Origin of the sequence: Mycolicibacterium llatzerense (assembly GCF_025331195.1) — a bacterium.
Lineage (GTDB): Bacteria > Actinomycetota > Actinomycetes > Mycobacteriales > Mycobacteriaceae > Mycobacterium > Mycobacterium llatzerense.
Genome location: NZ_LXOV01000012.1, coordinates 361,218 through 380,987, shown reverse-complemented (window position 1 = coordinate 380,987; position 19,770 = coordinate 361,218). Strand labels below are relative to the sequence as shown.

22 protein-coding genes are annotated in these 19,770 nt (G+C 63.8%); 14 read left to right on the top strand and 8 right to left on the bottom strand.

Translation table 11 applies throughout. The features are described from left to right. The first annotated feature begins 5 nt into the window (after nt 1-5). On the top strand, nt 6-602 hold the full coding sequence (locus A7G45_RS16790; protein WP_260938671.1) for a TetR/AcrR family transcriptional regulator: 597 nt from the start codon (nt 6-8) through the stop codon (nt 600-602). On the opposite strand, the gene A7G45_RS16785 is transcribed toward A7G45_RS16790, so the two are convergent. Continuing rightward, a complete protein-coding gene (locus A7G45_RS16785; protein ID WP_260938670.1) occupies nt 599-1,090 on the bottom strand; it encodes an XRE family transcriptional regulator in 492 nt (163 codons plus the stop codon). The genes A7G45_RS16790 and A7G45_RS16785 overlap by 4 nt on opposite strands. Nucleotides 1,091-1,596: 506 nt before the next feature. Here A7G45_RS16785 and A7G45_RS16780 point away from each other — a divergent pair. Beyond that, nucleotides 1,597-2,010: a hypothetical protein gene (locus A7G45_RS16780; RefSeq protein ID WP_260938669.1), complete on the top strand. Its 414-nt coding sequence runs from the start codon at nt 1,597-1,599 to the stop codon at nt 2,008-2,010. 300 nt (nt 2,011-2,310) lie between these two features. On the opposite strand, the gene A7G45_RS16775 is transcribed toward A7G45_RS16780, so the two are convergent. Continuing rightward, nucleotides 2,311-3,231 (bottom strand): MBL fold metallo-hydrolase, encoded by a 921-nt coding sequence (locus tag A7G45_RS16775; RefSeq protein WP_260938668.1) that lies wholly within the window; start codon nt 3,229-3,231, stop codon nt 2,311-2,313. A 148-nt stretch (nt 3,232-3,379) separates the two neighbouring features. Here A7G45_RS16775 and A7G45_RS16770 point away from each other — a divergent pair, with 148 nt between their 5' ends. Then, a complete protein-coding gene (locus A7G45_RS16770; protein ID WP_043396208.1) occupies nt 3,380-3,610 on the top strand; it encodes a hypothetical protein in 231 nt (76 codons plus the stop codon). A 66-nt stretch (nt 3,611-3,676) separates the two neighbouring features. Beyond that, on the top strand, nt 3,677-4,897 hold the full coding sequence (locus A7G45_RS16765; protein WP_260938667.1) for an MCE family protein: 1,221 nt from the start codon (nt 3,677-3,679) through the stop codon (nt 4,895-4,897). A 54-nt stretch (nt 4,898-4,951) separates the two neighbouring features. Here A7G45_RS16765 and A7G45_RS16760 read toward each other — a convergent pair whose 3' ends face one another. Both A7G45_RS16760 and A7G45_RS16755 read right to left on the bottom strand, forming a co-directional pair. Beyond that, nucleotides 4,952-5,176, bottom strand: a complete 225-nt coding sequence (locus tag A7G45_RS16760; RefSeq protein WP_073912674.1) for a hypothetical protein — start codon at nt 5,174-5,176, stop codon at nt 4,952-4,954. Between the two features lie 68 nt (nt 5,177-5,244). Beyond that, nucleotides 5,245-5,520: a hypothetical protein gene (locus A7G45_RS16755; RefSeq protein ID WP_260938666.1), complete on the bottom strand. Its 276-nt coding sequence runs from the start codon at nt 5,518-5,520 to the stop codon at nt 5,245-5,247. Between the two features lie 597 nt (nt 5,521-6,117). Here A7G45_RS16755 and A7G45_RS16750 point away from each other — a divergent pair. Continuing rightward, nucleotides 6,118-6,375, top strand: coding sequence for a hypothetical protein (locus A7G45_RS16750; RefSeq protein WP_260938664.1), 258 nt, complete (start codon nt 6,118-6,120; stop codon nt 6,373-6,375). 198 nt (nt 6,376-6,573) lie between these two features. Next, nucleotides 6,574-6,921: a hypothetical protein gene (locus tag A7G45_RS16745; protein ID WP_260938663.1), complete on the top strand. Its 348-nt coding sequence runs from the start codon at nt 6,574-6,576 to the stop codon at nt 6,919-6,921. 1 nt (nt 6,922) lies between these two features. Here A7G45_RS16745 and A7G45_RS16740 read toward each other — a convergent pair whose 3' ends face one another. The 3 genes from A7G45_RS16740 to A7G45_RS16730 all read right to left on the bottom strand — a co-directional run bounded on the left by A7G45_RS16740 (nt 6,923) and on the right by A7G45_RS16730 (nt 10,052). Beyond that, the gene (locus A7G45_RS16740) at nt 6,923-7,597 is read right to left on the bottom strand and encodes a GNAT family N-acetyltransferase (protein ID WP_260938662.1); all 675 of its coding nucleotides are present in this window, start codon (nt 7,595-7,597) and stop codon (nt 6,923-6,925) included. 268 nt (nt 7,598-7,865) lie between these two features. Then, nucleotides 7,866-9,260: an amidohydrolase family protein gene (locus A7G45_RS16735; protein ID WP_260938661.1), complete on the bottom strand. Its 1,395-nt coding sequence runs from the start codon at nt 9,258-9,260 to the stop codon at nt 7,866-7,868. Nucleotides 9,261-9,440: 180 nt separating this feature from the next. Beyond that, a complete protein-coding gene (locus tag A7G45_RS16730; RefSeq protein ID WP_260939746.1) occupies nt 9,441-10,052 on the bottom strand; it encodes a TetR/AcrR family transcriptional regulator in 612 nt (203 codons plus the stop codon). A 181-nt stretch (nt 10,053-10,233) separates the two neighbouring features. Here A7G45_RS16730 and A7G45_RS16725 point away from each other — a divergent pair, with 181 nt between their 5' ends. The 4 genes from A7G45_RS16725 (at nt 10,234) to A7G45_RS16710 (ending at nt 14,695) form a co-directional block, all read left to right on the top strand. After that, nucleotides 10,234-11,019, top strand: a complete 786-nt coding sequence (locus A7G45_RS16725; protein ID WP_260938660.1) for an alpha/beta fold hydrolase — start codon at nt 10,234-10,236, stop codon at nt 11,017-11,019. A gap of 77 nt (nt 11,020-11,096) precedes the next feature. Continuing rightward, on the top strand, nt 11,097-11,897 hold the full coding sequence (locus A7G45_RS16720; RefSeq protein ID WP_260938659.1) for an alpha/beta fold hydrolase: 801 nt from the start codon (nt 11,097-11,099) through the stop codon (nt 11,895-11,897). A gap of 3 nt (nt 11,898-11,900) precedes the next feature. Next, the gene (locus tag A7G45_RS16715) at nt 11,901-13,472 is read left to right on the top strand and encodes an FAD-dependent monooxygenase (protein WP_260938658.1); all 1,572 of its coding nucleotides are present in this window, start codon (nt 11,901-11,903) and stop codon (nt 13,470-13,472) included. Continuing rightward, nucleotides 13,469-14,695, top strand: coding sequence for an MFS transporter (locus tag A7G45_RS16710; RefSeq protein ID WP_260938657.1), 1,227 nt, complete (start codon nt 13,469-13,471; stop codon nt 14,693-14,695). Before A7G45_RS16715 ends, A7G45_RS16710 begins: the two co-directional genes overlap by 4 nt. Nucleotides 14,696-15,429: 734 nt before the next feature. Here the strand turns inward: A7G45_RS16710 and A7G45_RS16705 are convergent. Next, on the bottom strand, nt 15,430-16,575 hold the full coding sequence (locus A7G45_RS16705; protein ID WP_260938656.1) for an IMP dehydrogenase: 1,146 nt from the start codon (nt 16,573-16,575) through the stop codon (nt 15,430-15,432). Nucleotides 16,576-16,767: 192 nt separating this feature from the next. Here A7G45_RS16705 and A7G45_RS16700 point away from each other — a divergent pair, with 192 nt between their 5' ends. The 4 genes from A7G45_RS16700 (at nt 16,768) to A7G45_RS16685 (ending at nt 19,697) form a co-directional block, all read left to right on the top strand. Then, nucleotides 16,768-17,319: a YaeQ family protein gene (locus A7G45_RS16700; protein ID WP_260938655.1), complete on the top strand. Its 552-nt coding sequence runs from the start codon at nt 16,768-16,770 to the stop codon at nt 17,317-17,319. Between the two features lie 168 nt (nt 17,320-17,487). Further along, nucleotides 17,488-18,057, top strand: a complete 570-nt coding sequence (locus tag A7G45_RS32310; protein WP_276555246.1) for a DapH/DapD/GlmU-related protein — start codon at nt 17,488-17,490, stop codon at nt 18,055-18,057. 103 nt (nt 18,058-18,160) lie between these two features. Further along, nucleotides 18,161-18,811: a TetR/AcrR family transcriptional regulator gene (locus tag A7G45_RS16690; RefSeq protein ID WP_260938653.1), complete on the top strand. Its 651-nt coding sequence runs from the start codon at nt 18,161-18,163 to the stop codon at nt 18,809-18,811. Further along, nucleotides 18,804-19,697, top strand: coding sequence for a metal-dependent hydrolase (locus A7G45_RS16685; RefSeq protein ID WP_260938652.1), 894 nt, complete (start codon nt 18,804-18,806; stop codon nt 19,695-19,697). Before A7G45_RS16690 ends, A7G45_RS16685 begins: the two co-directional genes overlap by 8 nt. The last annotated feature ends 73 nt before the right edge of the window (nt 19,698-19,770 follow it).

The following is a 19,770-nucleotide window of genomic DNA, read 5'->3' as shown; positions in this document are numbered from 1 at the left end:
TGGCGATGTCGGACGACATGTGCGACACCGTCGACTGCCCATGGAGTGAGCGGGAAGCTGAACTTCTGGCGATCACCCTGGAGCTGTTGCAGGAGCACGGCTACGACCGGCTGAGCGTGGAGGCGGTGGCGACCAGGGCCAAGGCCAGCAAGGCGACGATGTACCGGCGCTGGCCGTCGAAGGCGGACCTGGTGCTGGCCGCTTTCATCGAGGGCACGCGCAGTTCCGCCGTGCCACCCCATACGGGCTCGCTCCGTGGAGACCTCCTGGAGATCGGCCGGTCCGTCTGTGTACAGGCCCATGAACACACCAGGACCATGCGGGCTGTGCTGAACGAGATGTCACACAGCCCCGGCCTGCAGGCGGTGATGCAGGAGAAATTCATTTTTCACCGCAAGTTGGTCATCGACGGCGTCCTCGCCGCGGCCGTCGAACGCGGCGAAATCGACTCCGCGGCTATCGATGAGGAGATCTTCGACCTGCTGCCGGGGTACCTGGTGTTCCGGGCGCTGGTCTCCGATCGGCCGCCGACCGAGGACACGGTGCGGACCTTGGTCGACGACGTGTTGCTGCCCAGCCTCACACGTCACCGCGAACGTTAGGCCGGCGCAAGAGCCTGCCGCACGGGGCTCGGCGGCAGCTCGGCCATCTGTTCGGCAATGGTTGGCATGCAATCGAATTGGCAGCTGTCGACCTGCCCGAGGAGTTCTTCACGAAGGGTGGGGCTCAGCGTCATGAGTGCGGTGGTGAGGTCACGCACGCTCTCGTCATGGCCGAGTTCGAGCCAGTCCAGCTCGACGTCGAGCGCACGCGCATAACTGGTATTGGTGTCGAAGTACTCGACTTTGACACCGAAAAACTCGGCCAGCATCTCCGCGGTGCGCGGGGACGGGCATGTGCGGGTACCGGAGCGGAGTTGCGAAAGGTATGGGGCCGATAGCCGGTACCCGCGATGCTCGAGGGCTTCGGTTACCTCGAAGCTGCGGTACGGCCCGCGTCCGGGCGGCCGGATGGCGGCGAACAGTCGGTTGAGTCGTTCTGCGAAGGAAGCTTCGTCCACTGAATACTGGCGACGTTTCTTGCTGGCCATGCGATTCCCCCTTTGAATCATATTGCGGTGCAGTTACTTGCGGTGAGCCAGTTGGTGCCGGTGCGTGTGTGGCGCCGAAGTGACCTGGTGATGACCGCCCGGGGGTGCGGCACCTGGGCAAGCTGCCGCAGGATGGTGTGCGGGCACGCGCCCGTCGCACGAACGTTAGCTGAAATTTCTGTGAATGCAATGACAGCAAATGTTCGTGAAGAGTTGACGCGCCGGTAAGTTCATGGAATTCTCGTGGTATCAGCTGAGTGCCAGTAAAGCCGGGGGGCTTAGGGCCGGTCTTCTCAAGGGGGATGCAGTGTTTCGTGTTCTGCCGCGGGTATCGCGGTGTCTCGTGTCGGCTTTCCCGTTGCTCACATTGCCGTAACGGCGATTGTGCGCGTGCCACGTCTGGTGGCCGCCGGCTTGCCATCTCCGCGGGTTTGACCGCGTGCGCTGTGGGCACCCTGCTGCTTCACGGCGTCACGGAAACGCCGCTGCACGATATGGAGACTTGAATGAATTCCGTTGGACGGCAGGACTGTTCCCAGCACAACCGCGGAGAGTGGGACGACGCCACGGACACGGAGACGCTGTTACGCGGCTCGCAGCTGCTGAAGCACTCGCGCTCAGCGGCACGCAACTCCGCGTACATCCCAGGCATGATCTGTCAGCCGCCGCGTCCGGTCCGGGTGGCGTACTGGTGGGCCAACGCACTCCAAGCGCAAGGCTGGCGATTGCGTGCGCTGGGGGAGCAGCTCGCCGGCGGTGGGTTCATCGCGGAGATCGGGGTAGTGGGCGATGAATCGGTGTGGGTGGTCTTTCCGCGCGGCATGCCCGACGACGGCACCGAGGCGTCGGCGCTGGCCAATTGCTTTCAGCGCCTCACCTTCGACCAACGGAACTACCTCCGTCGGCTCCTCGCCAATTGATCATTTCGTCAAGACCGCAGGCTTGCGGTTCCAGCGCCCAATCTTCAACCGGTCGTGCATGTTTCAGCTGGCGCCGGCCTGCCTGGCGCATCCGCAGCGCGGTCGACCCGCGATGTGTCCTGGATCACTCAATTGGGACGTTCGGTTCGAGTCCTGAATCACGACTACCCATATATCGAAAGGGGAGTGGTGACAACCAGCGCACAGGCTCATGCGGAGTCGTCGGGCAAAGAAGTCAGCCCGTACAGGGATCGCAGTTGGTGAGCTCACCGCGTCGGCTACGACCGCAGCTCGTCGCCATCAGCAAACTTTGACAACGTCAGAATAATTTTGCCAACGGAAGCTACCGCCGTCGCGGCGGACGTATAGAGGGCCGTGCGCAGGGAAGTGGGCCGTCACGAGGCCGAGTCCTTGACTGGCGCTGCGTTCGAGAATGGCGCGACGGGTGTTGATGGCCTGCTGGGGATCTCGATCGGCAAAGAACGCCAGGTCGGGGTACAGCGCCTGAACAGGATGGTGCAAGGCGTCGCCGACGATGAGCAGACCCCCACCAGGACTGTTGATCTCGACGGCGAGATGCCCGGGCGTGTGTCCGGCCGCGTCGACCGCCGAGATCCGCGTGTTCCCGCTCGTGTGTAGGACGTCGCCGGCGCCGACGCCGCGGTATGCACCGCTGTCCAGAATGGGCAACACGCTGTCTTGGTAAACCCACCCGGCGTCGTTTCGCCACTGCCCGACCGGGTCTGACTCCCATTGTGCGTGAAGGTATTCGAGCTCGACGTCGTGAAACAGATAGCTCGCATTGGGGAAAGTCGGCGCCCAAGCGCCATCGACCAGCTGGGTGTTCCACCCGCAATGGTCCAGATGCAAATGGGTATTGATGACGATGTCGACGTCGGCCGGGTCGAATCCCGCCCGCGAAAGTCGGTTCAGGTAGTCGGTGTCGAGCATGTGCAGATCCGCGAAGTGCGGACGGTTCTTGTGATTCCCCGAGCAGGTGTCGACGACGATGACCGTGCCGTCGATCTCGATGACGTAGTTGTGAATCGCGAACAGCATCGTGCCGGCGTCATCGGTGATGGCCGACGGTGCGAACAGCTGCTGCGCGGCATCCAACTGGGACTCGCTGATCGTGGGATACCAGAGCCGAGGCGCGATAGGCCAGACATCCAGCTCGGTGAGCTGCGTGACCGTCGCGTTGCCAACAGAAAACGTGTGCACGGGGATACCCAACGCAGTTGAATCCGCATCTGTTCCGGCTCCTCAAACCTGGGATGTCAACCGGATGGCGACGTTTCGAAGAACCCACGGCAGGGAATAGCTGCAGCAGCTGATGCACTCGACGCGTCACTCAGTGTGAGGATTTGAGATGGTTCATGAACTGGTCATCGCCCTACAGAGTCAGCCCGAGGCAGCCGGCTTCATTCTGCGGGGCATCAAAGGAATCTTCGTCGCGATCGGTAGCGTCATCGCCGCGATCATCTGTGCGGTGATCGCCGGTACGAAGGGCAGAAACCCTTTGGGCTGGGGACTTCTGGGGCTGTTCTTCTCGATCCTGACGCTGATCGTGGTGATCGTGATCCCGTCGAAGAAATCTTGACGCCGCAGCGTCAGCGGGACGACGCATTGACCTGCTCCGACGGCTCCGACGCCCTACCATCTGCCCATGGGGGACAGGCGCGCTCCACTCAACAAGAACAGAACGCCGCCCTACAAGACCGCCGGCGTGATCTTGGCCTTCACCGTAGCCGCGGCGTTGACGTTGATCTGGTGCCAATTCCGTGGCTTTTTCAGCACTTCGACGGAGCTGTATGTCCTGACGAGTCGCGCTGGACTCTCGCTGGACCCGGGTTCGAAAGTCACCTACAACGGCGTGCCGATCGGCCGATTGCGGGCAGTCGACGCGGTGACCGGCAGTGGCAAAAGCCCGCAAGCCCGGCTGGAGCTCGACATCGACCCGCAGTACTCGAACACGTTGCCGCGCAATGTCGAAGTGCGACTGCAGGCCACCACGGCGTTCGGCAACAAGTACGTCGCCTTTGCGTCGCCTGGCGATCCGTCTCCGCAGCGGCTGCGGCCCGGTGATGAGATCAACGCAGTCGGCATCACCGCAGAATTCAACACGTTGTTCGAGACCATCACCGCGATCTCCGGGCAGATCGACCCGGTCAAGGTCAACGCGACGCTGACCGCCGCAGCGCAGGCGCTCGACGGCATTGGTGACAGATTCGGACAGTCCCTGGTCGAGGGCAACGACATCCTGGCTGACTTCGTCGAGCGGATGCCCGATTTCCGCCATGACACCAGGGCGATCGCCGACCTCGCAGATGCCTACGCGAATGCCTCCGCGGATTTGTGGGATGGCCTGGCGAGCGCAGTTCAGGCGGTGCGCACCATCAACGGCCAGCGAATCAACTTGGATCGCGCGCTGATGGCCGCAGTCGGGTACGGCGATACCGCTGCGGACAGCTTCGAGCGCGGCGGCCCGTACCTCGTCCGCGGCGCGCAGGATCTGCAGTCGACAGCTCAGCTGTTGAACGCCTACAGCCCCGAATTCGATTGCACGTTAAGGGGCGTCGTACGGGCAGCACCGGCTCTGGCCAAGGCGATCGGTGGCAATGGATATTCGCTGTCAGGGCCCGGCACGTTGGTCGGCGCCGCGAATCCCTATGTGTATCCGGACAATCTGCCGCGAGTCAACGCCTCGGGCGGTCCGATGGGCCGTCCGGGATGCTGGCAGGTGACCAAGGACATCCTTCCGATGCCGTACTTGGTCTTGGATACCGGCGCCTCTATCGCGCCGTACAACCACATCGGACTCAACTCACCGCTCGTCGCCGACTACGTGTGGGGTCGTCAGCTCGGAGAGCAGACCATCAACCCGTGAGGGCTGGAGTGCTTGCGATGACCCGCCGTGGTACGGACGGGTCATCGCGCGCGATCAGCGGCGCCGCCCCGGCATCCCGAGCCAGGGCATCATGGGCTGGTTGGCCGGCGGGGCGACCGTACCCGGACGGGCCTTGATCGACGTACTGCCGTTCGTCGAACAGATGGTTTTGGCGAAGGTGTCCTGGCACGTCGGCCGCGCGTTGGCGACGGGCGCTGAAATACCTGCCGCCGCAGCCAAACTCACCATCAGCAGTGCCGCCTTGCGTCGACCTGGCATGTGTCCATTCCCCTCGGTCGCGTTACCAACATGGATGTGCGCGGTACGCGCTGGCATGCGCTCGCTCATCAGGGGCAGGCCGATACAACAACGCTGGTGGGGTCGTCGCCGAACGGCGTGCCGGCCGCCGCTGCGCGGTTGTACGCGTCGTCCCGGGCTGCCTCGATGGTGACGCCGGCACCGCCACTGACGACATGGCTGACGCCGTCGCCCACCGACACGATGCACAGGCGGTCGTTGGTCACCTCGTCGCTGGTGCACTCAACTCCACCAGCGGCAGTGCATGCCGCGATGACTGCGGCTGAGGCTTCCTCGTTGGTGTCACCGGTTGCGGTGAAACCCACCAGGGCACCTTGGAATTCACCCGTGCCGACTGCCACCGAAACGTCGTCTGCGTCTTGCACGAAACCGGGCGGACCCCCTGCCCAAGCTGTAGCCGCCGCGCCGCCCGCCAAGACAACGCCTGCAGCCACGATCGCCGAAACCAAACGGCTGTTCGCCATACCGATCCTCCCAGTCGTGTAATTCAGCGGCAGTCTATCTAGTGTTTCCCCAAAATTAACGGAAACTTGAATATTTGTCCGGGGTCGACGGCGTCGAGTGTCGTCGGGTCTAGGTGCGGCTGGACGCTCAGAGTGTGATCGAAACAGGTTGCTCGACAACAGCATTCATCCGCAACACACTGCGTGTGGGTTGTATGCGTGACGCGTGACTACTTGCTCACCGTCGTGAAAGCTGCCCTACGGGGGCGACGGACCGACCGACTGTCTATGAATTCACTTAACGTTCCGTTCAACTGTCGTACATCGTGCATACACTCACAATTAACGACAGGGTAAATCAACGGCCGCGCAGGGGAGCCCGACCGTCAGAGGGGGAGTGAGATGCGGACTTCATCGCGACATACGAGGCCCATCGGTTTGACCACACTGTTGGCGGCCATGGCAATCGGGGAATCGCCGTTGGCCGCGGCGGATCCGACGCCGGGCAGTCAACCCGCCGATCAGATCATCCACGAATTGAGTACCGACGGATACACCGTGTCGATCAATTGGATCAGCGGCCGTAGCTCGTTGCCGCTGAACCGATGTCAGGTGAATGCGATCCACAACCCGAACCGCGGGGTACCGCCCCTGCCGAAGACATCGGTGACGGTCTATGTGGACGTGGCCTGTCCGGACGACGGCTCGAATTCCTGATCCTTCGCTCGCTGGTTGGGCATGATGTACGCCATGGCGGATCAGCGGGTTTCGGCTGGCTGGAGAATGGGTATCCGCTTCCACGACACTGCCGGACGAAAGTGATTGCACCATGCCTACCAACCCGATTCCGCAATTCCCAGGTCGGCTGACCGCATGCGTCGGCGCAGTGGTGTTGGCCGTGTCCAGCCTCGCCGCGTGTGGCGACAAGGCCTCGAACGACAAGCCGACGACGACATCAGTCACCACGACGACGTCGACCACCGAAACATCCACGACCACAGCCATTCCGACATCGGGCGCGCCGACGGTGGACACGTCAGCGCCGGTCACCGAATCGCCTGCGCCGCAGACGCCCGCGCCGGAGACGGGCGGACCAATGGCCCCGGCGCCACCGGCGATTCCCGCGCCGCCTGCCATCCCGGCGCCGCCTGCCATTCCGTCGCCACCAGCGATTCCGGCGATTCCGGCAATTCCGTCGCCGCCGCCGATCCCCATGCCGTGACATCGGATCCGCATGCGGGACTTCGCATTCAGCGGCTCTGAGTCAGGGAATTCGGACGATCTCGAGCGGGACCGAACGCGTCAGCTTGAATCCCATGTCCGTGTACAGCTTTTGAGCTGGGTTGTCGTCGGACGTATGCAGGAACGGAGTTTCGCCGCGATCCCGGATGCCTTGCGCGACCGCGCGGATCAGGCGGGATGCCAAGCCCTGTCCGCGGGCTTCGGGAGCGGTGCATACGGCGCTGATCTCGGTGTATCCGGTCGGCCGCATCCGCTCGCCGGCCATCGCAACGAGTGAGCCGTTGCCATCACGGATACCGAGGTAGGTGCCGAGTTCGATTGTCCGGGGGAGGAATGGTCCCGGTTTGGTCCGCTCGACGAGAGCGGACATCTCGGGTACGTCGGCAGCAGTGAGCGATATTGCTGCCGGTTCGGGCGCGGTTTCGACAGCGCTGCCCTCATATTGGACCAAGCCAAATGTCTGGACGACGGACCACGCCGCGGGCAGTGGGGTGGCGCGGTCGCGAAGCACGGCGATCCGACTGGGACCGGCGAGGTGCGCGACGTGACCGTAGTCGTCGTCTGTCAGTTCGCGCGGGTGGCCATAGAAGACCGAGACGTCCGGGTGATACCGCCGGATTCGTCCGCTGACCTCGCGGAACCGGACGTGCGGACCGTCGAGTGCGGCGTTGACGGGGTTGGCGAGGACATCGGTCACGCCTTGATCATCCCAGACCACGAGAAGACGAAAGATTGCCGCTGGCACGCTCGCCGAGATTGCGTCGCATTCATGAACATTGAAACCAGTTCCACTCCATCGTTATTCGTCACAGTGACAGATAATCATGGGGCGTGAAGGCGGGGTGAGCAGATCGATGATGTTTCGGCGGACGTCCGCCACGTGCTCGGGCGCCGCCTTCTCGATGGCGGCGCGGCCAGTCGGGAGCAGGCAGACCAGGGCGCTGCGGGCGTCGGCAGGGTTGGGGTTAACTAGCTGAGCGGGCTTGGCGACGAAGGTGCCGGCGCACGACCGTTCGCACGACGCGCCGTCGCGTACGGGCCAGCGGGCCGGTCGCGCGGATCTTGTGGGCGAAGCGTTCTCCCGACTGCTGTAGCCGGTCTTTGACATCGTCGACGTCCGTATCGACCAGGGTGTGGTGGCGCTTGCGCCAGTGTCCGGCGATCATGACCGCTTCAATGTTGGCGATGCTGGCCTGCAGCGCCGCGGTGACCGGGTCGTGGGCTGGCCAAAGGTTCAGTGCTCGGGCGTCGATGACGACGATATCGGCTTGCATCCCGGGGGAGAGGTGGCCCACCTTGTCGGCCAGACCGAGGGCGCGCGCGCCATGGACAGTTGCCCACGACAGCGCCTGCTTACTGGTGAGCCCTGCGGTGGGCGCACCCATGCCTGTGCGGTGGAACTCCTGCTCATGGGCCAGGCCTCGTTGGCGGGCCAGGGTGATGCGGGCGGCCGTGAGAACTTCACCGGATACGGCCGTTTCCGTGTCGGTGCCGAGTGACGGCGCCCCGCCGGCACGCACCAGTTGTTCGGTGATTGCCGTGCAATGTCCTTGACCCAGTTCGTTTTCCGGTGTGGTCGTGAAGGTGACTCCGGCGTCGGCGAGTTTCTTGACCAATTCGTCGGTCAGCCCGGTGCCGTGCACGATGTTGGCGTGGGGACCCCACAGGCCAGCAGCGCCGACGGCATTCCAGCCATGTCCGGGCGTTCCGGCGCTCTGGTGCATCGATGCGATCACGCCGCGTTCGAGGGCGGCCCGGAGGTCGGCGATCGCCGCGTCGGAAGCTGACAGTTGCGGGCCCTTGATCGCCATTCCCGCGGTAAGCAGCGCGCTATTGGCGATGGGACCGCCAAGGAGTCGGTCGACCTCGGACATGTCATGGGGTTTGGTGGGGCCGCCATGGGGTGTGCCGTGAAAAAAGACTGCGCGGATGCCGGCGACGTTCAGTGCGTCGATGGCGGCGTCGGCATGCGCTGGCGTCAGGCAGTTGTGACACCAGTCGGCAATAGTGGTTGTGCCGCAATTGATTTGGTTCAGCGCACCGGCCAGTGTCCCGATGTGCATATCCTCGGGGCCGTATCTGCGCGCGACGTGACCGTGCGTGTGCGCCAGGTACTCCAGCAGCGACCAATCTCCGCCGGCGAACCGTAGCGCAGTCTGCCACGTGTGCAGGTGGGCGTTGACGAGTCCGGGTATGACGATGCGGTTCTTGAGGTCGACAACATCGGCGCCGGCCGGATCGAGGTGGTCGCCCATCGCCGCGATGCGATCGTCCTCGACGAGGATGTCGATGCGTTCAGTGTCGGGGCGATCTGGCGCCATGGTGATCACCTGCGCACCGCGTAGCAATATTCGGCTCACCATTGTCTCCGATTCTCAATTGGGAGGCTCGCCGTGGGCTGCGCCCTCACGGAGTAGGCGACTGTGGGCAGCTCGACGCAACTATTTATGGCTACATCGTATCCATTAATGCGGCCGGGTGTCAATCACCACTTCGGTTGACGGCAACGCGGCGTCGGAGTCGGGACGGCTATCGGTGGATCAGCCGTCGGCGAGCAGCTGTGTCAGGCCGTTGAGGATTAATTCCAGCCCGAGGCTGAACTCGCGGTCCAGTCCGACTGGCAGATGGGCGGCCACCGCCACGGTGGCGGGGTAGGACTGTGGATCCTGGGCGCGCCAGGTTTCGGGGAGCTCGGCGTCGTCATCGGTCGGGTGCTCGCCGAGTTGGATGGCGAATCCGAGGACGAAACGCGCCACTGTGGCATATGCCTGTGCGGCCAGCTCGGGATCGAAACCTGCATCCAGAAATACGGCGATCATCACTTCGCGCTGCCGCATTGCGTTGGGTCCCATCGGGATTCGCTCGGCTAGCAACGGCGCCACGTGTGGGTGCGTGCGGAAGACTTCGAACAGCGTGCGTGCGCCCGATTCCACGGCCTGCCGCCACGGCATCTCGCGTGCCGCGGCCGCATCGATATCGGCCTCGCCGAGTACGGCGTCGATGACATGGGCGATCAGTTGCGTGCGTGATCTGAAATGCCGGTACAGGGTGGCAGTGCCCGAATCCAACCGCTGGGCCAGTGTCCGCATGGACAGTGCCTCGGCCCCATCCTCGTCGAGGATCGCGGTGGCCGCGTCGATGATGCGTTCCACTGGCACGGCGGGGCGCCCTCGCGACCGTTGGGTCGATCGCTGCGCGGGTTTCGAAGTCGAGGTCACTGTCTCAGTATCACTGACTCTTGACACACGGCATAATTATGGCAACACTGTATCCATTATGAATGTTCGCGATATCGATGTTCACTCGGACTCGCAGTTCGCCACAGTCGATGGCATGCGGATCCATTACCGACGGTCGGGCAAGGGCCCGACGGTGGTGCTACTGCACGGCAGCGCGTCGTCGCTGTACGGGGTGGAGGCCGTCGCTCAACGGCTCTCGCCGTCCTTCGACGTGATCCGCCCGGATCTGCCTGGTTTCGGCGTAACGGGGCCACGGCCCGACCGCGACTACCGCGTCACCACCTACGCCGGGACACTTGCACGCTTCTTGGACGCCATCGGCGTCGGGCGATGCGCCGTCGTGGGTAATTCGTTGGGCGGCAACATCGCCTGGAACCTCGCGCTCGATCACCCCGAGCACCTTCAGCTGACCGGTTTGGTGTTGATCAATGCCACCGGGTACCCCGACAAAGAACTGCCGGCCGGGATGCGGCTTGCGCGCAACCCCGTCATCGGCCAGGTGCTGCGGCGATTCATGCCGCGGCGCGCTGTCGAACGCAGCCTGCGCCAGGCCGTCGGGCCGAACTCCGACATTGTCGATGCCGCGATGGTGGATCGTGCGCACCGGTTGTGGAACCGGCCCGGTAACCGGTCGGCGTTCGTGGATTTCCTCACCACCGACCAGCCGGATCGCAGCGGCGAGATTCCGCATATCAGCCTGCCGACCCTGGTGCTGCGCAGCGCGGATATGGATGGCCAACACTTCACCCGCGACATCGCCGGCAGTGTCGAAAAAGTTCATCCTGACGGGGGACACCTGCTCCCCGAAGAGGACGCTGCTTGGGTAGCGGACGCGGTCACCGAGTTTCTGCACTCCCGTGCAGTGAGGAACGCCCGATGAAGTACTTCGTCGCACGTGGAGAAGACCGCCGACTGGACGCCGCCACGCGGTGTCGTCTTCGCGGTAGTTACATTCAATTGAGCGATGGTGTAACGCATTACGAGCTGGCTGGGCCTGTCGGCGGCGATGTCGTCGTGCTGACCGGCGGGCTGACCATTCCGTTGTTCTACTGGGACGAATTGGCTGCCGAGCTCCATGCCCGCGGACTGCGCACTCTGGCCTACAGCGGTTACGGCCGCGGCTACTCCGACCGCGTCGTCGCGCGCTACGACGAGGCCCTGTTCGTCCGCCAACTTCGCGAGCTCATCGAGCACCTCGACCTACCCGTCTCCTGCCACGTGGTGGGCACGTCGATGGGTGCACTGGTCGCCATGGCGTACATGGGCCAGCACGTCGACAGCGCCGCCACTCTGACGCTGGTGGGCCCTGCCGGGCTGAGCCGTCGACCCGTCGCGCAGAAACTGTTGCTGGGCAACGGCATCGCGGCCGGCGTCGTCGCCAAGCGGTTCGGGCGACGCTTCCTCGAACAGCATCTGGGACACAATGTGGCAGACGCCAACCACGCCGCCGCACTGGCGGCGATGATCGGCGACGCCTCACGATACGAAGGTTCGATCTACGCTTTTTTCGAGACGCTGCAACACTTCCCGTTGTTCGACCGCGCCGAGCTCTACCGGCGCACCGGCACACTTGGCCTGCCCACGCAACTGATCTGGGGCCGTGAGGACCACGTCACCCCGATCAGCAGCCTGGACCAGGTGCGCGAACTGCTCGAGCCCAGCCAATGCCACGTCATCGATGACTGCGGCCACATGGCTCCGTTCGAACGTCCCCTCGTCGTCGCCGACCAATTGGCGACCTTCTACAGATCGGCTTGACCCATGACCGCAACGAGCACCACAGACGTCTTGATCATCGGCGCGGGACCCGCAGGCACCGCGCTGGCGATCGACCTCACGCGCCGCGGCGTGGCAGTACGCCTCATCGACAAGGCGTCACATGCCTTCGATGGTTCGCGCGCCAAGGGCATCCAGCCCCGCACCCTCGAGGTTCTCGATGATCTGGGCGCGTTGCCCGACATCCTCGACCAGGGTGCCCTCTACCCACCGATGGGAATCCATCTCGGCCCGATCACCATCCCTTTCACGATGATGGCCAAGGGGAAGCGTGGCCCCGATATCCCATACCCCGATACCTGGCTCATCCCGCAGCACCGCACCGACCGCGCGTTGCATGCTCGGTTCGAATCCCTCGGCAGACGAGTCGATTTCAGCACGGAGCTGGTCGACTTTACCGACCACGGCACCCATGTCACCGCACGCGTCACGACCGCTGATGGTGGCGAGGACATCACCGCGCAATACCTTGTCGGCGCCGACGGCGGTGCCAGCCGGGTCCGCAAGGTCCTCGGCGTCGAGTTCAGCGGCTCCACCGACGAGGCCGACCGCATCCTCATCGTCGACGCCGCTGTCTCGGGTGGATTGTCGCGCAAGTATTGGCACGTCTGGCCCGGTATCAAGGGCCGCTTTGTGGGCGCCTGCCCGTTGCCGCACAGCGACACATTCCAGTGGATGATCCGACTTTCGCCCGACGAACAACCGCCGCAAGACCTGGCTCAGATCAACGCGCGTATCCAAGCCCACACCCACAACAAGCGCCTCGTGCTGCGAGACATCCAGTGGCAGTCGGTTTTTCGACCCAACATCAGGCTGGCTCAGAACTACCGCCGCGGCCGCGTGTTGCTCGCCGGTGACGCCGCCCATGTTCACACCCCCGCCGGCGCCCAGGGCCTCAACACCGGGATCGGCGACGCCTACAACCTGGGCTGGAAGCTCGGACAAGTCCTGGCAGGAGCAGACGATCGACTCCTCGACACCTATGAAGAGGAACGCCAACCGATCGCTGCCGGTGTGCTCGGGCTATCCACCAAGAAATACGAAGGTATCGGCAAGTTCGACCCCTCGAGCATCCGGCGCGGCAAGGACGAAAAACAACTCGCCCTGACCTACCACGGCGGGCCACTGGCGCCGCTGGCCGCCGACCGCACCGCGGCTCTGCGCGTCGGTGACCGCGCGCCGGACGCCGACCTCGTCACCGCGGACGGCCGCCGCGCGCGGCTCTTTGACGCTTACCGCGGACCGCATTTCACTGCGCTGGCCTACGGTCGACACGCCGCCGACGCGTTGACGGCACTCGACTGGCCCGCCGAAGGTGCGCGACTCAACCGCATCGTCATCGACACCGAAGGACGCGGCGGCCCTGACGGCGCATTCACTGACCCGACCGGAGAATTCGCCAGGATCTACGGCTTGACCCGAGACGCGCTGGTGCTCATTCGGCCCGACGGCTACATCGGCCACATCGCCATCCACAACATCGCCGAAACAACCAGCGCCGCTGCGCGATCCATGGCGCCCTACATCGTGCCATCAGCACCATCGAAGCGGTCATGATCGTCAGCGCCGAGGCACTTACGTCGGGCAGTCAAAGGCCAAGGCCCAGTGGCGGTGTGGCCACCGCGCTGCTGGCATACGCGTTCGCAGTCATCATGGCCGGCACCACATTGCCCACGCCGATGTATGCCCTGTACGCCACCACCTTCGGTCTCACCGTGCTCACCACCACGCTGATCTATGCGGTCTATGCCAGTGGGGTACTGGCGGCGCTGGTGTTCTTCGGGCGCTGGTCCGACGCGATCGGTCGACGCCCAGTTCTGCTGGGCGGCGTCGCCGCCGCGGTCGCCAGTGGCGCGACGTTCCTGCTGGCCGACACAGTTCCCGCTCTGGTGGCTGCACGCATGCTGTCCGGGCTGTCGGCAGGTGTCTTCACCGGCACTGCCACCGTAGCGATCATCGAAGCCGCACCGCCGAAATGGCGCACCAGGGCCGCCGCGACCGCGACCATCGCCAACATAGGTGGCCTGGGTGCCGGGTCGCTGCTGGCCGGTGTTCTCGTCCAGTACTGCCCAGCACCGCTGCAGCTGGCCTTCGTGATGCACGTCGTGTTGGCGGTGGCGGCGGGGCTTGCCGTCGTCCGCGTGCCAGAAACATCGGCCAAGACCGGACAGCTCGGCATGCAGCGGCTGCGACTTCCTGTCCAAGTGCGTGCCACGTTCGCCCTGGCGGCGATCGGGACGTTCGCGGGATTTGCGTGCATGGGGCTGTTCGCCGCGCTGGCACCGTCATTCCTTTCCACCATGATCGGCATCGACAACCACGCCGCAGCCGGTGCGATTGCCAGCTGCGCCTTCCTCGCCTCAGCAGTGGCCCAGGTAGCGGCTAACCGGATACAGCCCCGACGCGCGATGGCATTGGGCTGCGCAACGCTGGTGATCGGGATGATCGCCTTGACGGCGGCACTGGTCACCACCTCACTCGCCGGTCTCGTCGTGGCCGCCATCATTTCCGGTGCGGGACAAGGCATCAGCTTCAGCCGCGGTCTGGCTGCCGTCACCGAGGCCGCGCCAGCCGATCGGCGGGCCGAAGTCAGCTCAGCACTGTTCGTGGTGGCTTACATCGCCATCTCAGTACCCGTCATCGGCGACGGTCTGATCGCCGACCACTGGGGGCTACGCAGCGCCGGCATCGGTTTCGCTGTCGCCATCGGTGTCCTCGCCGCCGGCTGCCTCATCGCGCTACTAACCCGGCAGCCCGACCGAGCACGAAGTTCGTGTTAACGACGCGACCTTGCTCGAAGGCGGCGGAAGTCGCAGTGGATTCCCGATGTTCAGGCCCTGCTGGGGGAGTGTCGGCGGCGGCGGTCAACGCGTCGGTGGCGACCTCCACCTCACCATCAATTCGAACGAGTTGGAGGTCGCTCGCTGATCCGCTATTCGTCACTGTGACGAATAGCGGAATGGAGCCGGCTCGGAATGGCGGGGAAGTGGCTTCCCGGCAGTCTGCGGCATGTCCGACTCCCGGTCGAGGAGTTCTCGTCCATGATTGAGCCACGATTTGCATTGGTACCGACCAGATCGCCGAAAAGCCTTCGTGGGCAGCCATATTCACGCATCCGGTAAGCCGCTGGTAAAACGTCACTGTGACGTATTGCTGCTGTCGTGCCCTCAAGTTCGAACGACATCGTCGAGGCAGAGTGGACGGTGCGAGCGCCTCCGTCGCTTAGCCGAGGTGTCGCCGCGTGGCGATCGAATCCTTGGTGGACCGGCCCGCGCCGCGACGCTCGTGTCGCTCACGGAAGGGTGCTGTCACGCCAGGAATGGAACGGGCGATGGTTGGACGGCGATGCTCAAGCGGGAGTCCGCCCATGTCGGCGATGAGGTGGACCTGCGCCGGAACTTACTGCACGCACCAGGCTAAACCTAAACGCCGATAAGGTACATTATGTCAGTTAGTGTAGCGATGAGCTGCGCGGTCCTAACCCCCTGGAACGCTTCGGGTTTCGGCATCGACGTCAGTTTAGGTTGGTTCGGGTCGTCCGGATGTCGATGCTGGCATGTGCTTCCTGGAAGCTCTGATCGGAGACCAAGGTCAGCCGCGCACTGTCGTGGAATTGTCGAAGATTGGTTGCGCCGCAGGACATCATGGTGGCTTTGATCTTGGCGATGGTCAGCGCGAGGCCGTCGTTGAGGTCGCCGGCGTAGGGTACGTAGCCGTCTACGCCTTCTTCGAAGGTCAGCCCGGTGCCTGGTTGTTCGTAGCGCTGCCAGTTGCGGGCACGGTAGGAACCCTCCCCCCAATATTCTTTGACGTAGCCGTTGGCAGTAGGCACTTTCGCGCCGGGTGCCTGATCGAATCGGGCGAAGTAGCGGCCCATCATGACAAAGTCCGCGCCCATGGCCAAGGCGAGTGCCACGTGATAGTCCAGCTGCAGGCCACCGTCGGAGCACACAGGCACGTACTGGCCGGTGCGCTCGGCATAGGAATCCCGGGCGGCCGAGACGTCGAGTACTGCGCTGGCTTGACCGCGGCCGATACCTTTCTGGTCGCGAGTGATGCAGATCGACCCGCCCCCGACACCGATTTTGACGAAGTCGGCCCCGGCATCGGCCAGATACTCAAATGCTTGCCCGTCAACGACATTGCCCGCTCCGATCACCACATCGGGATAGTGCGTTTTCGCCCAGTCCAGCGCACGGGACTGCCACTCGCTGTAGCCGTCCGAGGAGTCCAGACACAGTGCGTCGGCGCCGGCGTCCAGTAGAACGGGAATCCTCTCGCGGTAGTCATGAGTGTTCACCCCTGCGCCGACCCGTAGACGCTTCTCGGCGTCAACCAACTGATGTGGGTCAGTGACCGCCTTGAAGGCCTTTACTGCCTGAATGTCGGCGACCTGCTCGGCAATTGGACGATTGTGATGCAGAAAGCTCAACCCGCCGTGGCGGGCCAGTCCGATCGCCAACTCCGGCGAACTGACGGCCTGCATGATCGCCGAGGTGAACGGTACCTGCAGTTGAAGCCGCGGCAGCTCTCCGACGGCGTGCCGCGCCATCGGCGCCACGAGTTGCACTCCAACGGCTTGGTATTCGGCTGAAGTCTTGTTGGGCAGGAGCAAGAACTCATTGAATGTGCGGGAGATGCCGTCGACGATCTGTGCCATAGACCAGCTTGGCCGATGCGGTATGTGAGATCAAATCCGCCACGCCATTTACACCGCGAGTGATCGGTTCTCCCCACGGCACGGGCATCGGCGCCGGGCACGTCAGAACACTGTGCCGTCGAGGGCGTCGCGTACAACGCACTCAACGCGGCCCGACTGTTCGGGAGGCACCGCCTGGGTGGACACTATGACGTGGCCCTTTCTGCAACAGTATTCAAAGTCGAACTTGGCGTCTCCGATGTCGATCACGGTTACTACGCCGATCACGCGCTGACCGTGGCCCGTCATCCCAGTGAGACCGATGAGCGGATGGTGGTGCGGTTGTTGGCTTTTGGGCTGCGCGCACACCGGCTCAGCGACGTCGACGGTGAGTTGACGTTCGGGCCAGGCCTGTCCTCCCCTGGCGTACCGGACTTGCGGCTCGCCGACTACACCGGCCGGATCCTGGAGTGGATCAACGTCGGCCAGCCCGACGAACGCGCCTTGGGCAAGGCGGCCAGCCAGGCCGACCAGGTGCTGCTCTTCCCGTTCGCCGCCGGCGTGGCCACCTGGTGGCGCACCGTCGGCCCCAAAGTGGCGGGACTGCCGAACCTGTCGGTGGTGCAGATACCGCATGCACCGGTGCAGCAACTGGCCCAGACTGTCGATCGACGGGTCTCGGCGCAGGTGATGGTGATCGAAGGTCAGGTGACGATGACCGTGGGCGGAGTCGACGTCACCTTCACGCCCGAGCCATTGGAGTGAACGTCTGAGCCCGAGGTACTAGTCGATGGCGTTGCCAGTCCCCCCATCGTTTTCGGTTGCCGTGTAGCGCTTTCCGTCCACCACCACCGACGGTCGTTGTCACATAGCGGTGTGGCAGCGAGGCGAGTCGTCATACGCGATGTCCGCGGCCGGTGCCAGGATCGAAACATGAAGAAGAACTCGGCGCGGCTGATCCCCAGGGGTACCGACGAATCGCGCCATGCGGTGGAACGGGTGCAGATTGTCATGGACCTGACGTCGCAGCTGAACGTCCTACGGCACTCGGATGTCGATGGTCGCAACTCGCTGCTGAAAGAAATCCTGGGGCAGCCGCTGCCTGAGACCTGCACAATCTACCCGCCATTTTATTGCGACTACGGCTTAAACCTGCGTCTGGGCGATCGCGTTTTCGTCAACCAGAATTGCTCATTTTATGACCTTGGGGGCATCTCAATCGGAGACCGCACAATGATCGGTCCAGGCGTCACGCTCTGTACTGCCGGCCATCCGGTCGACCCGGCGGAGCGGTTCGATGGCATCACTGTCTCCCCGATCAATATTGGGACGAATGTGTGGATCGGGGCCAACGCAACTATCGCTCCTGGCGTCACAATCGGTTCAGGATCGGTCGTTGCCGCGGGCGCGGTCGTGGCAACGGATGTTCCGCCCGACTCACTCGTTAGCAGCGCTGGTCACATACGTCGACGCGATCTTGGCGATGGCACCCGTTACGTGTGAGGGCTGGAACCCTGAACCGATCGCGTCAACCGTGCGGCTGAGCATCAACATGATTTCACAGGCAGGCTTGCCTGTTTGTTGATTCGGGTCTACCGTCCCCCGTATGACCGCGAGAACGCGACGGCGGCACTCCAGCGAGCGGGTTCGAATCCCTCGTGCGGAGCGGGTGGAGACGATGCGGTTGCGACTACTCGAGGCCACGCTGTGGTGCATCGTCGACAAGGGCTACGCGGCCACCTCCACCAATGACGTCGTGCGGCGAGCTGGGGTGTCTCGGGGCGCTCTCGCTCATCACTTCCCCACAAAGGCTGCGCTGGTCACTGCGGCTGCCAGCCACCTGGTGGCCAAGCGCACGGTCGAATTCGAGTCGCGGATGGCCGGCCTCGACCCGCAGCAGCGCACGCCGGCCGCCGCGCTCGACATCCTGTGGTCGTTCTACGAACAGCCCGAATGTCGCGCCTTGATGGAACTTTCGATCGCGGCCCGGCACGACGCCGAATTGCGTGCCTTGATGGCGAGGTGGGACGACAAGTACATCGAGATTCTGCACGCGTCGGCCACCGAATTCTTCGGCGAAGCAACTGCGGAGCCGTCCTTTGGGGTGCTGCTACGCACCATCACCGCGCTCTTCGACGGTCTCGGTCTCTACGACATGACCCAGAGCGACCAGCGCCAGAAGGTCGACGAAGTGCGTGCCTTCTTCACTGGAATGTTGACTCAATTGGCACCAACCATGGGGGAAACACATGTCTGACACCGCAACACGGCCCGTCCGCGCCCGGCGCATCCACTTCAACTACCCCGAGGGTGGCCTCGAAAGACACTACGTCCAAGGCGATCTCGTCATGAGCCACGTCCTGGCGTATCTGTCCTCGACGTTCCCCGAGGGCGAGGATTTCTTCGTCCGGTCCGTGCGCCACTATGCCGATCAGGTCACCGACCCGGTTCTCAAAGATCAGGTCAAGGGCTTCATCGGCCAGGAAGTGACGCACAGCCGAGAGCACGTCGCGCTCAACGAGCGGCTCGAGCAGATGGGCTATCCGACCCGGTACAACGACCGGTTCACCGCAAGGTCACTGCGTTGGGATGAGCGCCGATTCTCCCCGCTGACCTGTCTGGCGATGACGGCCGCATTGGAGCACTTCACCGCTGTCTTCGCCGAGTCGTTGCTCGGCGACGAGGACGCCCAAGCCCTGCTCGGGTCCACCGAGGTGCGAAAGATGTTGCTATGGCACGCTTATGAGGAATCCGAACATCGTGCGGTCGCATTCGACGTATACCGGACGGTGGGCGGCAGCGAGCGACGCAGGATCTGGACCATGCGCATGGTGACGCTCACCTTCTTCGGCAGCATCGTGGCGTTCACCACGCTGTCCATGCTCAGGGACCGGGCGACCTACAATCCCGTGCGCCTGTTCGGCAGCCTGTGGCGTCTGCGCCGCTCCCCTTTCCTGAAACGATCTGTGCTCCAACGGTTTCGGAAGTACAACACGGTGGGATTCCATCCCAACGATGTCGACAACACTGCGCTACTGGAACGTTGGCAACCGGAGCTTTTCGGCGAGACCGGCCAACTGGCCCACAACATGGCCGACGGCCCGGTGTCTGCGTACCGCGGCGAAGGAGGTCGCGACCGATGACGGCGTCATCTTCTATCTACACGGCTCTCCATGAAGCCGCGCAGCAGAACAATCCGCGTCCCGCTACCAGGGA

Excerpts from the sequence above, each read along its gene's own strand:
- A7G45_RS16790 (WP_260938671.1), top strand. The coding sequence starts at position 6 with ATGTCGGACGACATGTGCGACACCGTCGACTGCCCATGGAGTGAGCGG.
- A7G45_RS16785 (WP_260938670.1), bottom strand. The coding sequence starts at position 1,090 with ATGGCCAGCAAGAAACGTCGCCAGTATTCAGTGGACGAAGCTTCCTTC.
- A7G45_RS16780 (WP_260938669.1), top strand. The coding sequence starts at position 1,597 with ATGAATTCCGTTGGACGGCAGGACTGTTCCCAGCACAACCGCGGAGAG.
- A7G45_RS16770 (WP_043396208.1), top strand. The coding sequence starts at position 3,380 with ATGGTTCATGAACTGGTCATCGCCCTACAGAGTCAGCCCGAGGCAGCC.
- A7G45_RS16765 (WP_260938667.1), top strand. The coding sequence starts at position 3,677 with ATGGGGGACAGGCGCGCTCCACTCAACAAGAACAGAACGCCGCCCTAC.
- A7G45_RS16760 (WP_073912674.1), bottom strand. The coding sequence starts at position 5,176 with ATGCCAGGTCGACGCAAGGCGGCACTGCTGATGGTGAGTTTGGCTGCG.
- A7G45_RS16750 (WP_260938664.1), top strand. The coding sequence starts at position 6,118 with ATGGCAATCGGGGAATCGCCGTTGGCCGCGGCGGATCCGACGCCGGGC.
- A7G45_RS16725 (WP_260938660.1), top strand. The coding sequence starts at position 10,234 with ATGCGGATCCATTACCGACGGTCGGGCAAGGGCCCGACGGTGGTGCTA.
- A7G45_RS16715 (WP_260938658.1), top strand. The coding sequence starts at position 11,901 with ATGACCGCAACGAGCACCACAGACGTCTTGATCATCGGCGCGGGACCC.
- A7G45_RS16710 (WP_260938657.1), top strand. The coding sequence starts at position 13,469 with ATGATCGTCAGCGCCGAGGCACTTACGTCGGGCAGTCAAAGGCCAAGG.
- A7G45_RS16705 (WP_260938656.1), bottom strand. The coding sequence starts at position 16,575 with ATGGCACAGATCGTCGACGGCATCTCCCGCACATTCAATGAGTTCTTG.
- A7G45_RS32310 (WP_276555246.1), top strand. The coding sequence starts at position 17,488 with ATGAAGAAGAACTCGGCGCGGCTGATCCCCAGGGGTACCGACGAATCG.
- A7G45_RS16690 (WP_260938653.1), top strand. The coding sequence starts at position 18,161 with ATGACCGCGAGAACGCGACGGCGGCACTCCAGCGAGCGGGTTCGAATC.
- A7G45_RS16685 (WP_260938652.1), top strand. The coding sequence starts at position 18,804 with ATGTCTGACACCGCAACACGGCCCGTCCGCGCCCGGCGCATCCACTTC.